We start from the raw sequence: 12547 nt of genomic DNA, 5'->3' as shown, positions 1-12547 counted from the left end.
CGGACTCGCTAACCTCGACGAGACAGAGGACGGGGGGGGCGACAGGTCGTGGCTGACAGCAGGCGGGTTCCGGCGCGCGGTAGGCGCACCGCGACCTCGCTCGTCGCCGCCCTGCTGGCAGGCACGGCGGGGCACGTGGTCGGTGGGGGCACCTGGACGGGTTCGGCGATCGCCGTCGCGGCCGCCCTGCTCCTGCTGCCGTGCTGGCTGATGACCGCGCGCGAGCGGGGTCTTCCCGCGATCGCCGCGCTGCTCGCCCTCGGACAGCTCGGCACCCACGTGACGTTGACCGTGGCGGCCGACTCGCACCTGACGCACCTGTCGACCGAGTTCGGTGTGTCCGGGCTCGGGATGCTCGCCGCGCACCTTGTCGCCACGGTGCTGCTGGCGTGGTGGATCCGCCAGGGCGAGCGACGGGTGTGGGCCGGGGTGCGCAGGCTCGTCCGGAGTCTGTTCGTCGCCGCGCCGGTTCTCTGTCCGGACGCCGGTCTACGACCCGCGTTCCTGGAGACAGGACTTCCCGCGCGTACGGCGCTGCTCTTGCACACCGTGGTCACCCGCGGTCCGCCCGCGACCGCTGCCTGATCCCACTTCCCCGACCCGCCGCCGGCGCGCTCAGCGCTCCGGTGTCGCCGCCGGTCGCCCCACACACACTTTCAGGAGTTGCACCATGACCACGTTCGATCCCGACCCGCCCAGAACCGACGCGCCGCAGAAGGCGGAATCCCGTGCTTTATGGGCCTTGGCCCGGCGCGTGCACTTCCTGGCGGGCCTCGCGGTCGCGCCGTTCCTGGCCGTGCTCGCGCTGACCGGGCTGCTCTACGCCTTCACTCCGCAGATCAACGACGTCCTCTACGGCGACAAGCTGTACGTGGACGCGCCCGGCGGACCCGCTCGGCCACTCACCGAGCAGGTCGGCGCCGCGCTCGCCGCGCACCCGGAGGGCAAGCTCACGTCGGTGATCGTGCCCGCCGATCCGGACCGCACCACACAGGTCGTCCTGGACAAGCCCGGTTTGGCGAAGGGCGACGACCACTTCTCGACTGAGTCGCTGACTGTCTACGTCGACCCGTACACCGGCAAGGTCGACGGCGAGCTGATCACGGTCAACAACCGGCCGCCCGCGCAGGTGTGGCTGCGGAAGCTGCACAGTTCGCTGCACCTCGGCGAGGTCGGCAGGTTGTACGCCGAGTTCGCGGCGAGCTGGTTGCCGTTCCTGGTGTTGGGCGGGTTGGTGCTTTGGGTCGGCAAGCGGCGACGCCTTCGCACGTTGCTGGTGCCCGCGGGCAACGGGTCCGCTCGGGCGCGTACCCGGTCGCGGCACGGTGTGCTCGGCTTGTGGCTCACCCTGGGGCTGCTCGGTCTCAGCGCGACCGGCCTGACCTGGTCCAACCACGCGGGGGCAAAGTTCGACACGGCCATCGCCGCGCTCGACGCGAAATCGCCCAGCCTGAGCGCGCCGAACGTGATCGCGCGGGGCGAACCGGTCGGCCTGGACCGGGTGCTGTCCGTCGCCCGGGCGCAGGGCATGGAGGGCCAGCTGACGATCACCGCGCCCGCCTCGGCCGCCAAGGCGGTGAAGGTCGCCGAGACCTCGGAGGGGCTGCCGGTCCGCAAGACCACGATCGCGGTCGACCCGTACACCGCCGAGGTCACCGCGCGGCAGGGTTGGCAGGACTTCCCGCTGCCGGCGAAGCTGACGACGCTGGGCGTCCAAGCGCACAGCGGCACCCTGTTCGGCTTCGCGAACCAGCTCGCGCTGGCGTTGGTGGCCGTCGGCGCGTTGGCGCTGTTGGTGTTGGGCTACCGGATGTGGTGGCAGCGCCGACCGACCTCGGGCGGTCTGACTCCGGCGCCGGAACCGGTGTGGCGGCAGTTGCCCGCTCCGGCGCTGGTGACGGTCGTGGTGGTCGCGGCGGCGCTGGGCTGGGCGATGCCGGTCTTCGGCGTCACCCTGGTCGCGTTCGTGGCCATCGACAGCGCGTACCGCCTCGGGAAGGGATGATTCGGTGCGCGGGCGGGCTGAGCCCCGCCCGCGCGTCACCCGATGAACCCGGCGCTGCCTCCGCGCGTAGAGACGGCAAGGGCGACGACGAGAGGCAGCGACCATGGCGACTAGTCCCCAAGGCAGGCGCTCAGTACCGCCGGTTGTTCAGGCGCGGTGGGCGCTGTGGGCGTTCGTGCTGGTCAACCTGGGGATTGTCGAGGTCCTGTTCTTCACCAGCGGCACCGGGAAGAACTCGATCCTCACCGTCGCCAAGTTCGTCGGCTTGCACGCGGCCCTGCTGATGATGTTCCAGCTGCTGTTGGTCGCCCGGCTGCCGTGGCTGGACCGCCGCATCGGGATGGACCGGCTGACGGTGTGGCACCGGTGGACCGGCTTCACCCTGCTCTGGACCGTCCTCACCCACGCCACGCTGATCGTGCTCGGCTACGCGACCCTGGACAACGCGTCGATGGCGCGCACCTTCCTCGCCCTGGCCGGGGTGCCCGCGTCACTGCTCGGCATGATCGCCGCCGCCACCATCATCACGATCGCGGTCACCTCTCTTCGCTACTTCCGACGTCGGTTGCAATACGAGACTTGGCACGCCCTGCACCTGCTGGTGTACCTGGCGATCGCGGTGGCGTTCGTCCATCAGCTACTTGAGACGACGACGTTCAAGTCCTCCACGTTCGCTGTCGTCTACTGGTGGACACTGTGGATCGTCGCTGTCGGCTCGTTGCTTTTTGGGCGGATCGCCGTGCCGTTGTGGCGCAACGCCTACCACCAGTTCCGGGTTCAGGCCGTGGTGCCGGAGTCGGACAACACGGTGTCGGTGTACGTCACCGGCCGACACCTCGACCGGCTGCCCGCCAAGGCCGGGCAGTTCTTCATCTGGCGGTTCCCCGGACACAACCACTGGTGGCTGGCGAACCCGTTCTCGCTGTCCGCGGCGCCCGACGGCCGTTTCCTGCGGCTGACCGCCAAAGCGGTCGGCAGCGGCAGCGCCGGCCTGCGGCACGTCCCGGTCGGGACCCGTGTGTTCATGGAGGGTCCGTATGGGGCGTTCACCTCACTGCAGCGGACGCGGCCCGGCACGCTGCTGATCGCGGGCGGCGTCGGGATCACCCCCATCCGCGCCTTGCTGGAGGAGCGGTCGACCGAGGACGTCGTCGTGCTCTACCGGGTGCGCGACGAGCGCGACGCGGTGCTGCTCCACGAGGTTCGCCAACTGATTCAGGGCGGCAGGCTGCACCTGCTCACCGGCCGGACCAAGGATGGAGCGCGGCCGTTCGAGCCGGACAATCTCCGGTCCCTCGTCCCCGACCTCACCGAACGCGACATCTACGTCTGCGGCCCACTCGCGATGACCTCGTCGGTGCTGGACAGCCTCCGAGCGATCGGCGTGCCGAATACGCAGGTGCACGCCGAGAAGTTCAGCATGGCCTGACTCAGGTGGCGCAGCCGTCTTCGACGGTGACCGGCTGGGTGACGTCGAAGTAGACCTCCGGCTCGTGCGACGCCGTCGGACCGGACGGGCGGTACTCGGAGTACCAGGGCGCCAGCATGCCCTTCTCCGCGGCGCCGCACGCCATCGAATAGGTGAAGCCGCTGGAGGTGCTGAACCAGACACCACGCTGGGGCTTGGGCCAGGTCTCGTCGAGCACCTGGTAGTCGGCCTTCCACCGGCCCATCGCGACGATGTCCATGGCGCTGCGGAGCTCGTCGGGGCGGTCGGTGTGGAACGCGTAGGCGAAGACGTACTCAGTGTGGACGACCAGTGTGCCCTGCTCCCCCACCGTGGCCGACATGGTCCCGTTCACCTTGGGCGGCACGGGAAGCAGCCGAAAACCGTCGGCGATCCGCGTCATCAGACCACTGATCTTGTTCGGATCGGCGAGTTCGGTGCGGATCGCCGCCCGGGTCTCCGGGGCGATCAAGTCGAGGAACCGCTCGGTGTCGTGGCCCTCGATCACCTTGCGGTCGAGCCGAGCGGCGATCACCACTTGGCGGACCTTGGCGTAGGCGTCGGCGACCTGCTCGGCGGTGTACTTGCCGATCGGCTGCGCGACGGGCGCGACGATGCCCGCCTCGCCGTCGGCCCAGCCCGCCGCCGGCGTGCCGACGAAGGGCTGGCTCAGGTTCACCGCCGCGTCGGGCACCTTCGACGTGACTGTCGTCGACGGCGCGGACGCGACCGGCGCGGGCTGTCCGGGTGAGAACAGCCCGCGCTGGTACATCACGTAGCCCACCGCGACGATCGCGACCAGCAGCAGAGCGGACACCATGCGGCCGCGCCACTTGCCCTTGCGGCGCAGGCGGCGGATGTCTTTCTCGGCCGCCTTGGTGGCTTTCTTCAGCCAGTCCTTGTCGTTGAAGTCAGGGTGGTCGGATAAGTCGTTCGGCATTCGGTGTTCCCCCCAGAGATGGTCCGCGGGGAGGGTACTTGCCGTGCCGTCAGCGTTGTGGAGTGAGGGTCTTGGACCAGAGTGCGGTGCCCTTGCCGTCGCGCAGGTGGACGGTCAGCGCGCCGGTCGGGCCGTCGATCTCGACGTCGCCGAAGTGCTGGAAACCGTCCATCGGCGAGGTGTTCGCGGCCGGTGGGGCGTGGACGAAGACGGCTTCGGGGCCGAACGTCGGGTCGAGCTTGTTCGGGCCGAACGCTCCGGCGTTGAGGGGACCGGAGACGAACTCCCAGAACGGGTCGAAGTCGCCCACGGCGGCGCGGTCCGGGGAGTAGTGGTGGGCGGCGGTGTAGTGGACGTCGGCGGTCAGCCAGACGACGTTGCGCACCCGGTTTCGGGCGACGGAACGCAGCACCCAGGCGAGCTCGTGCTCGCGGCCGCCGGGGGCGCCGGGCAGGCCGTTGGCGACGCCTTCGATGTCGGTGCCGTCGGGGACGATCAGGCCGACGGGCAGGTCGGCGGCGATGATCTTCCAGGTGGCGTTGCTGGCGGACAGGCCGTCCACCAGCCATTTAGCCTGCGCTTCACCGAGGACGTGGCCGACGCCGGTCTTGGGCGAGGTGTTGGCGTCCTTATAGGTGCGCATGTCGAGGACGAAGACCTCAAGGTGCTTGCCATACCGGAAGCTGCGGTAGATCCGACCGTCCACGGCGCGACGCGGGTCGACGGGCATCCACTCGTGGAAGGCCTGGAAGGCGCGGGCGGCGAGGACGTCCACGCGCTTCTCGGTGTACAGAGGGGACGTGAGGATCTCGCCGGGGTACCAGTTGTTGGTCACCTCATGGTCGTCCCATTGGACGACGGACGGGGTGCGCGCGGCGAAGGCGCGGACGTTGTCGTCGAGCAGGTTGTAGGCGAACTGGCCGCGGTACTCGGTGAGGGTCTCGGCGACCTTGAGCTTCTCGGGGGTGACGAGGTTGCGCCAGATCCGGCCGTCTGGGAGGGTCACGGACTCCTTGAGCGGGCCGTCGGCGTAGACGGTGTCGCCGCTGTTGATGAAGAAGTCCGGGCGGCACGCGGCCATCGCGGCGAACGCGGTCATGCCGCCGATGTCGGGGTTGATCCCCCAGCCTTGGCCGGCGACGTCGCCGGACCAGGTGAAACGGACGTCCTCGCGGCCCATGGGGGCGGTGCGGAAGGAGCCGGTCAGCGGCTCACTGGTGGCGCGGTCGTCTTCGGCGCGGACGCGGTAGTGGATCTCGCGGCCGGGTGGGAGGCCGGTGAGGCGGAGCTTGCCGGTGCCGTCGGTGTCGGGGGTGAGCATCGGGCCGCGTAACTGGCGGGCGTTGCGGAAGTCGGGGTCCTTGGAGACCTCGACGAGCATGCGGGAGGGGCGGTCGGCGCGGGTCCAGACGATGGCGCCGTCGGCGGTGACGTCTCCGGTTTGGACACCGTGGGTCAGGAGGGGCCTGGCTTGGGGAGCCGCGATGGCGACGCCGGGGAGGGCGAGGCCTGCGGCGGCGGTGATGCCTCCGGCGCGGAGGAGGGTGCGGCGGTTGAGGGTCATGGCCTGGTTGTAGGCGGCGGAGGTCAACGTGGGTGGGATTGGAGGTTTCGCAAGGGGAAACGGCTCAGCTATTCGAGTGATGCTGTGTAGTCGGAACACCTGATCTCATGGAGCCATGAACGATCGAGTTCCGGCCCGGGCGCGTGCGTTGGCGGCGGAGTTGAAGGTGTTGCGGGAACGCTCGGGGTTGACGACCCGGGCGGCGGCGAAGCGATTGGGGACGTCGATCGCGAGCCTGAACCGGTCGGAGACCGGCAGACGGATGGCGAGCGTGGCGGATGTGTCGGCCTTGCTGGCCATCTATGGCGTCACAGGGCCGGAACGCAAGCGGATCATGGCCATGGCCGAGGAAGCGGCGACCTCCGGCTGGTGGGGACAGTCGCGGGCAGCGCTTCTCGATGCCTTCATCCACTTCGAGGCCCAGGCCGAATCAATCATCACGTTCTCCTCCACCTTGGTCCCGGGCCTCGTGCAGACCAGCGACTACGCGCGCACGGTAATGCGGGTCGGGCTCCTGGATGAGGCCGATGCGGAACGCCGTGTGCGCCGGCGGATGGAGCGGCAGAAGATCCTCTTCCGGCCGGTCCGCCCCACCCTTCGCGTCTTTCTGGATGAAGCCGTGCTCCGACGGCCGTTCGGTGGCTCGCAGGCCATGGCCGCCCAGATTCGGTGGCTGATCGATCTGGCGAAGGAACCCAACTGCGCGATCCGGGTGATCCCGTTTCGGCACGGCGGCTACGACCTATCGGCGTGCTTCACGATCCTGGAGTTCCGCCAGCTGCCTCGGCTGGTGTACTTGGAGAACAAGGGCGCCTCAGGATTCGAGGACCAGCCGGAGGACACCGAGGACTATGTGGAGATGGTGGATCAGCTGAGGCGGATCGCACTCGATTCCCCCGACTCGGTGGATTTCATGGAAAGAATTGCGGCCGATCACGACCGGGGCTGAAACAGGGCTCACGCAGCGTGGCGGCCAGCCCCGGTCGCCTGGTCACCCGAGCGTCTCGCGACCTCGGGCTGACTAGTTCCCGCCCCAGTCGCGGCGAGCTTGTTCCACCAACATCTCCGCCGCCCTGCCCGCGCGCTTGAACTCGTCCGCAGTGGCGGGTGTGTGGCTGTAGCCAGACTTCGTCTTCAGCTTGAGCAACGTGCTCAGGTGCTTCGCGGCTTCCTTGTTCGCCCTGGCCAGCAGACCGACCGCGTCCGCGTGACTCTCACCTTGGGCATGTTCGCCCACTCTGACACAGCAAATGACATCGGAGGCCGCGATGCCCGCGTGGACGCACAACGTCACGTACGCATCGGCGACTTCGTCGCTCTCATCAGCCATCTCGCGGACTAGCTGCGCCGCTTCCAGGAACTGCCCTGCCTTGCGGAGCCGGCCACGCTTGATGTCGCCGTCACACGGCTGTGTCCGCACTTCAGTCCTTCTTCCGAAGCTGTTTGACCAACCACGCGCGGGTGCCGGCGACGGTAAGCCCCCTGTCCAACACATCGCGCAGGACCGGTTCGTCCCGACCGCGAGAAGCGACCTCGTGGAGGGCGAACTCCAATGGCCGCACATCATTGCCGGTCCAGAGAGTCACCTCTGCCACCAACCTGTCGACCTGCTCTGCCCACTCGCCGTCCTCGACGTGATCGGGGCGGACCAGCAGAACATCCAAGTCACTCTCCACCGTCATCGAATCAGTCGCCGCTGAGCCGAAGACAGCGGCGTAGACCGGTGGTACGGCCCAAGACTCCAAGCGTTCCTCGATGCGGGCGAGGAGGGTCTCCTTGATTCGAGCAAGTCCGATGATGTGTTCCGCTGCCAGATGATCGCGATTGAGTCGGTAGGCGACGGCTTGACCGACCTTGTTCGACCGCACGATCCCCTGCTCGGCCAGACGCTTCAGCACTTTGCGAATGCCTTCGACCGAGTGCCGCGTCAACATCCGGTGCAGTTGGCCGGTCGTGAAGGAGGAATCGACGGTGGCGAGGATCGCGAGGATGTCGCCATCGAGTGTCGGTGTGACCGTTGACAACGGTCGTCCCAGCTCCATGCACACCCCCTCCGCTGCCAACTATAGTACATGTAAGCGTACTATAGTTGGCGAACACCAACTATAGTTGGCGGTCAGACCGGTCGCCGAGAGCGAGCCAGCCAGCCGAGGCCCGCGCCGATCAGTCCCACGACCAACGCCACGAAGCCCCCGACAATCCCGGCACCCGTGCCAGGACCACCCTCGGCGGCGGCCACCACCAGCCCTCCGACAACCGCGCCGGCCAGCCCTAGCACCAACGCCGCGATGGCCTTCCTCCCTCCGCGCCGGGACAGGGCCACCCCGCCCACGACCACTCCCACCAGTCCCAACGCCACACCCACCAACGACCAGAAACGTCCCCCGGTCATGGCGTAGGAACTGACAACCTCAGGCTGGCCCAACACGTGCGCGGCAAGCAGCTGACGGACGGACATGGGGTTTCTCCTTCTCTCCGACGAACTGGACACCGCTGATCCTGTCCGCCGAACCCACCTCCAGTCGTCGTGCGAGCGCAGGCACTTCGCACTGCCGTGTCTGCCGCAGGGGGCGGGAAACTACTGCGTCCGCGGTAGTCGGTTGATGGTCTGTGCGTAGGAGTTCCCCGCGCGGATATCCGGCTACTGTCCACTTATGACCAGGGGTCGGATTAGTCTCGGAGACTGGGGAATCGCCATCGGTGTGGCGGCGACCCTGGTGCTCGCCGGGCTGTCCAGGCAGCACCCCGCCACGGCCCTCGACCCACTGGGTTACGCCCTCTTGGCCGCCGGTGGTCTGGCGCTGGCCGCGCGCCGCTGGGCTCCGGTCACCGTGTTGGCCGTGACCGGGTTGTGCGCGTTGGGGTATCAGGCCATCGGGTTCGACGTGCCGGTCGTCGCGTATCTGTTCGCGGTGTACGCCGCCGTGCGGGCGGGACACCGCATCGTCACGGTGGTGGGGTCGGTGGTCATGTTGGCCGCTCTCCCCCTGGCGATCCTGGCCGCTCCCCACGGGTGGCAGCTGGGTGAGGCGTTCACCCAATCCCGGAACGTCCTCGAGATCGCCTGGCTGATCGCCGCCGGCGCGGCGGGGGAAGCGCTGCGGCAAGCCGAGCGCCGCGCCGACGAGGCCGAGCGCACCCGCGAGGAAACCGCGCGCCGCCGTGCCGACGAGGAGCGGCTGCACATCGCGCGGGAGTTGCACGATTCGCTCACGCACCAGATCTCCGTGATCAAGGTGCAAGCCGAAGTCGCCGTCCACCTGGCCCGTAAACGAGGCGAAGAAGTGCCCGACTCCCTCCTGGCCATCCGGGACGCGGGCCGTGAGGCTGCCCGTGAACTGCGCGCGACCCTGGAGGCCCTGCGCGACGACGACAAGCACCCGCCGCACGGGCTCGCCGACGTTCCGGACCTGGTCCAACGCGCCCGGACGACCGGCCTGGACGCGAAGCTGACGATCGAGGGACACCGCAGCGACGTTCCCGCCGCCGTGGAACGCACCGCTTACCGGATCGTCCAGGAGTCGCTGACCAACACCGTCCGGCACGCCGCCGCGGCCACCGCGTCAGTCCGGATCGACTACCGGCCCGACGCCCTCGTCATCCAGGTCGATGACGATGGCAAGGCCACCTCCGACGCAGCGCCGGAACCGGGCGTCGGGCTCCTCGGGATGCGGGAACGGGTCACCGCCCTCGGCGGTCAGTTGCGGGCGGCGCCGCGCGGTGAGGGCGGCTTCACCGTCCAGGCCGAACTTCCCGTGGACCGAACGTGATCCGCGTCCTGCTGGTCGACGACCAGCCGCTCATCCGCAGCGGATTCCGTGCCCTCCTTGACATGGAGGACGACATCGAGGTGGTCGCCGAAGCCGCCAACGGCGGCGAGGGCGTGGCGCTGGCCAGGAAACACCTCCCCGACATAGCGCTCATCGACATCCAAATGCCCCTTGTCGACGGCATCGAGGCGACCCGCCGCATCGCCGCCGACCCGGACCTAGCCGCGATGCACGTCGTCATCCTGACCAACTACGGCCTGGACGAATACGTCTTCAACGCTCTACGGGCCGGTGCGGCAGGCTTCCTGGTCAAGGACATAGAACCGGAGGACTTCCTCCACGCCGTCCGCGTCGCCGCCCGAGGTGACGCGCTGCTCGCGCCGTCGATCACCCGCAAACTGATCAACCGCTACGTCAGCCAGCCCCTCGACACCGGCACCCACACGGGCCTGAAGGAACTGACCAACCGCGAACGCGAGGCCGTCGCCCTGGTCGCCCAGGGCCTGTCCAACGACGAGATCGCCGACCGCATGGTGATCAGCCCGCTGACCGCGAAGACCCACGTCAACCGCGCCATGGTGAAACTCCACGCCCGCGACCGCGCCCAACTCGTCGTCTTCGCCTATGAATCCGGCCTGGTCGTCCCGCGCAGTTCCTGACATCCGCCCGACTCAAGACGCGGTTTCCTGAGCACCCTTCACCCAGGTGGCTCGCCAGTGGTATCCATCCTGCTCGGCGCGCTCGACCGTGACATCCACGGCCTCGTTCACGCGCAGACGCCGATAACCACCCGGTGAGGTGTTCGGATCGGCTGGATCGATAGTGGAGAAGTGCGTCCAGATGGGACTATCGATTGTCGGCGATTCGATGATCCCCCAGCCGTCCTCTTCGTTCCACTGGAGGACTTTTCCGCGGTGGACTCGCTCATTCGCCGTCGCCATGTGGTCCACGAGAGATCACTCCTGCTGGCTGGTGAGCCTGCCCTCGGCCATCCGCTTCTCGACGTCCTGGCGCAGCCACAACATCCACGCCCACGCCAGCCCGAAGATCACGCCGATAGCGCCCAGAGCCGGAAGCGCGAAGAAGCACAGGATCATCACGCCCTGCAGGCCGACAGCGACCCACGTGCCCCACGGTTTGCCGACAACGCCGCACGCCAGGATCAGGGCCAGGCCAAGCGACCCGACGAGCCAACCCTGCCAGGTGGCCAGGCCGCCGTCCATCTTCGCGATGATCAGCAGGGCCAGCATGACCACGATGGCTTCGAGGATGAGCATCGCGGACATGACGCCGCGGAAGCCCTTCATGGGGTCCGGGGCGGTCATGCGGGCTCCTTGCCGAACATCGCGCGAACATCCCCGGCGGTGACGACCGAGCCGGTGGCCACCACTCCCCCGCCGGACATCGAGTCGCGGGGGTCCTCGGTGGTCTCGGCGAGGGTGACCGCGGTGTCGATGGCGTCCAGCAGGCGGTGTTGGACGATCACGCGGTCTTCGCCGAAGATCTCGATGGCGGCCGCGCCCAGCTGCTCCGGGTCCATCGCTCGCGGGGAAGAGTTGGCCGTGACGACAACCTCGGTGAGCACCGGTTCCAGCGCGGTCAGGATGCCGGTGACGTCCTTGTCCGCCATGACTCCCAGGACGCCGACCAGCTTGCGGAAGCCGAACTCGTCCTCCAGGGCCGCGGCCAACGCGGCGGCGCCGTGGGGGTTGTGGGCGGCGTCGACGAAGACGGTGGGTGAGGAGCGCAGGCGCTCCAACCGGCCGGGGATCACGACCGAGGCGAAGGCTTCGCGGATGGCGTCGACGTCGAGTTGACGCTCGGTGCCCGCGCCGAAGAACGCCTCGACGGCGGCCAGTGCGAGCGCCGCGTTGGCGGCCTGGTGGGCGCCGTGCAGCGGCAGGAAGATCTCGTCGTAGACGCCGCCGAGGCCCTGCAGCTTGAGCATCTGGCCGCCGATGGCGACGCTGCGCTCCAGCACCCCGAACTCCAGGCCCTGCCGCGCGACGACCGCGTCGACCTCGGTGGCGCGCTCGATCAGGACCCGGGCGACCTCGTTGGTCTGCTCGGCGAGCAGCGCGATCGAGTTGGGCTTGATGATGCCCGCCTTCTCCCGCGCGATGCCGAGGATGTCCGGGCCTAGGTAGTCGACGTGGTCGATGCCGATGGGACACACCACGGCGATCCGCGCGTCGGCGACGTTGGTCGCGTCCCAGCTGCCGCCGAGGCCGACCTCGACCACCGCCGCGTCGACCGGGGCATCGGCGAAGGCGGCGAACGCCATCGCGGTGAGGATCTCGAACTTGCTCAGCTTGATGTCGGACTTGGCGTCGACCATCGCGATGTACGGCTCGAGGTCGCGGTAGACCTCGACGTAGCGCTCGGGGCTGATGGGCTCGTTGTCGAGGCTGATGCGCTCGGTGACCGACTGCAGGTGCGGGCTGGTGAACCGGCCGGTGCGCAGGCCGATCCGGGTGAGCAGCGCGTCGACCATGCGGGTCGTGGAGCTCTTGCCGTTGGTCCCGGCGATGTGCAGCACGGGGTAGGCCAGCTGCGGCTGGGCGATCACGTCGAGCAGCGCGGAGATGCGGTCGAGCGATGGCTCGATCTTCGTCTCGGGCCAGCGGGTGTCCAGTTCGGACTCGACCTGCTGCAGTTCCTCCAGCGCCCCGGGGTCCAGCTTGGGCACGCGCGTTCTCCTCGGAGGTCGCCGACATTTGACCTGCCGAGTCTACGCGCGCCCATATCGACCACTCCCGGTCACCGTCCACGTGTCCCACGTCACCTACCTGCCGGAGTGACAAGTTACTGAAAATGATTA

Annotated in this window: 14 protein-coding genes; 6 read left to right on the top strand and 8 right to left on the bottom strand. The window is 68.5% G+C overall.

Annotated features, from left to right (window positions below):
- Positions 1-48: 48 nt before the first annotated feature.
- From C8E96_RS17430 to C8E96_RS17420, 3 genes are all read left to right on the top strand, one after another.
- Positions 49-585: a hypothetical protein gene (locus tag C8E96_RS17430; RefSeq protein ID WP_091372502.1), complete on the top strand. Its 537-nt coding sequence runs from the start codon at positions 49-51 to the stop codon at positions 583-585.
- A gap of 85 nt (positions 586-670) precedes the next feature.
- Entirely contained in the window at positions 671-2005 is a 1335-nt protein-coding gene (locus C8E96_RS17425) for a PepSY-associated TM helix domain-containing protein (protein ID WP_091372507.1), read from the top strand.
- Between the two features lie 103 nt (positions 2006-2108).
- Complete coding sequence (locus C8E96_RS17420) at positions 2109-3434, top strand: ferredoxin reductase family protein (RefSeq protein ID WP_091372510.1); 1326 nt, start codon at positions 2109-2111, stop codon at positions 3432-3434.
- Between the two features lies 1 nt (position 3435).
- Here the strand turns inward: C8E96_RS17420 and C8E96_RS17415 are convergent, their stop codons facing one another.
- Both C8E96_RS17415 and C8E96_RS17410 read right to left on the bottom strand, forming a co-directional pair.
- Entirely contained in the window at positions 3436-4392 is a 957-nt protein-coding gene (locus C8E96_RS17415; RefSeq protein WP_091372516.1) for a hypothetical protein, read from the bottom strand.
- Between the two features lie 49 nt (positions 4393-4441).
- Entirely contained in the window at positions 4442-5956 is a 1515-nt protein-coding gene (locus C8E96_RS17410; RefSeq protein ID WP_091372970.1) for an alkaline phosphatase D family protein, read from the bottom strand.
- Positions 5957-6071: 115 nt separating this feature from the next.
- Between C8E96_RS17410 and C8E96_RS17405 the strand changes: the two genes are divergently transcribed.
- Positions 6072-6905, top strand: a complete 834-nt coding sequence (locus tag C8E96_RS17405) for a helix-turn-helix domain-containing protein (RefSeq protein ID WP_091372520.1) — start codon at positions 6072-6074, stop codon at positions 6903-6905.
- A gap of 72 nt (positions 6906-6977) precedes the next feature.
- Here C8E96_RS17405 and C8E96_RS17400 read toward each other — a convergent pair whose 3' ends face one another.
- From C8E96_RS17400 to C8E96_RS17390, 3 genes are all read right to left on the bottom strand, one after another.
- The gene (locus C8E96_RS17400; RefSeq protein WP_166658032.1) at positions 6978-7376 is read right to left on the bottom strand and encodes a hypothetical protein; all 399 of its coding nucleotides are present in this window, start codon (positions 7374-7376) and stop codon (positions 6978-6980) included.
- 1 nt (position 7377) lies between these two features.
- Positions 7378-7998 (bottom strand): nucleotidyltransferase domain-containing protein, encoded by a 621-nt coding sequence (locus tag C8E96_RS17395; protein WP_091372525.1) that lies wholly within the window; start codon positions 7996-7998, stop codon positions 7378-7380.
- A gap of 74 nt (positions 7999-8072) precedes the next feature.
- Positions 8073-8414 (bottom strand): DUF6223 family protein, encoded by a 342-nt coding sequence (locus C8E96_RS17390; RefSeq protein WP_091372528.1) that lies wholly within the window; start codon positions 8412-8414, stop codon positions 8073-8075.
- Between the two features lie 196 nt (positions 8415-8610).
- Between C8E96_RS17390 and C8E96_RS17385 the strand changes: the two genes are divergently transcribed.
- Both C8E96_RS17385 and C8E96_RS17380 read left to right on the top strand, forming a co-directional pair.
- The gene (locus tag C8E96_RS17385) at positions 8611-9726 is read left to right on the top strand and encodes a sensor histidine kinase (RefSeq protein ID WP_091372531.1); all 1116 of its coding nucleotides are present in this window, start codon (positions 8611-8613) and stop codon (positions 9724-9726) included.
- Complete coding sequence (locus C8E96_RS17380) at positions 9723-10385, top strand: response regulator (RefSeq protein ID WP_091372535.1); 663 nt, start codon at positions 9723-9725, stop codon at positions 10383-10385. Before C8E96_RS17385 ends, C8E96_RS17380 begins: the two co-directional genes overlap by 4 nt.
- 12 nt (positions 10386-10397) lie before the next feature.
- Here the strand turns inward: C8E96_RS17380 and C8E96_RS17375 are convergent, their stop codons facing one another.
- From C8E96_RS17375 to folC, 3 genes are read right to left on the bottom strand one after another with little or no spacing between them, the layout of a single operon-like run.
- Positions 10398-10667 carry a cold-shock protein gene (locus tag C8E96_RS17375; RefSeq protein ID WP_091372539.1) on the bottom strand — a complete coding sequence of 90 codons (270 nt, stop codon included), beginning with the start codon at positions 10665-10667 and terminating at the stop codon, positions 10398-10400.
- Positions 10668-10682: 15 nt separating this feature from the next.
- Positions 10683-11051, bottom strand: coding sequence for a DUF4233 domain-containing protein (locus C8E96_RS17370; RefSeq protein WP_091372542.1), 369 nt, complete (start codon positions 11049-11051; stop codon positions 10683-10685).
- Complete coding sequence (folC, locus tag C8E96_RS17365) at positions 11048-12415, bottom strand: bifunctional tetrahydrofolate synthase/dihydrofolate synthase (protein WP_091372546.1); 1368 nt, start codon at positions 12413-12415, stop codon at positions 11048-11050. The genes C8E96_RS17370 and folC overlap by 4 nt, the downstream gene beginning before the upstream one ends.
- Between the last annotated feature and the right edge of the window lie 132 nt (positions 12416-12547).

Origin of the sequence: Actinokineospora alba (genome assembly GCF_004362515.1) — a bacterium.
Lineage (GTDB): Bacteria > Actinomycetota > Actinomycetes > Mycobacteriales > Pseudonocardiaceae > Actinokineospora > Actinokineospora alba.
Note: the sequence above shows the minus strand (reverse complement) of the source record. Positions and strands in the feature narration are given on the sequence as shown.

Bases quoted from the DNA above. Each gene is read 5' to 3' on its own strand.
- C8E96_RS17370 (WP_091372542.1), bottom strand. From the start codon at position 11,051: ATGACCGCCCCGGACCCCATGAAGGGCTTCCGCGGCGTCATGTCCGCG.
- C8E96_RS17425 (WP_091372507.1), top strand. From the start codon at position 671: ATGACCACGTTCGATCCCGACCCGCCCAGAACCGACGCGCCGCAGAAG.
- C8E96_RS17385 (WP_091372531.1), top strand. From the start codon at position 8,611: ATGACCAGGGGTCGGATTAGTCTCGGAGACTGGGGAATCGCCATCGGT.
- C8E96_RS17375 (WP_091372539.1), bottom strand. From the start codon at position 10,667: ATGGCGACGGCGAATGAGCGAGTCCACCGCGGAAAAGTCCTCCAGTGG.
- C8E96_RS17390 (WP_091372528.1), bottom strand. From the start codon at position 8,414: ATGTCCGTCCGTCAGCTGCTTGCCGCGCACGTGTTGGGCCAGCCTGAG.
- C8E96_RS17395 (WP_091372525.1), bottom strand. From the start codon at position 7,998: ATGGAGCTGGGACGACCGTTGTCAACGGTCACACCGACACTCGATGGC.
- C8E96_RS17410 (WP_091372970.1), bottom strand. From the start codon at position 5,956: ATGACCCTCAACCGCCGCACCCTCCTCCGCGCCGGAGGCATCACCGCC.
- C8E96_RS17415 (WP_091372516.1), bottom strand. From the start codon at position 4,392: ATGCCGAACGACTTATCCGACCACCCTGACTTCAACGACAAGGACTGG.
- C8E96_RS17405 (WP_091372520.1), top strand. From the start codon at position 6,072: ATGAACGATCGAGTTCCGGCCCGGGCGCGTGCGTTGGCGGCGGAGTTG.
- C8E96_RS17420 (WP_091372510.1), top strand. From the start codon at position 2,109: ATGGCGACTAGTCCCCAAGGCAGGCGCTCAGTACCGCCGGTTGTTCAG.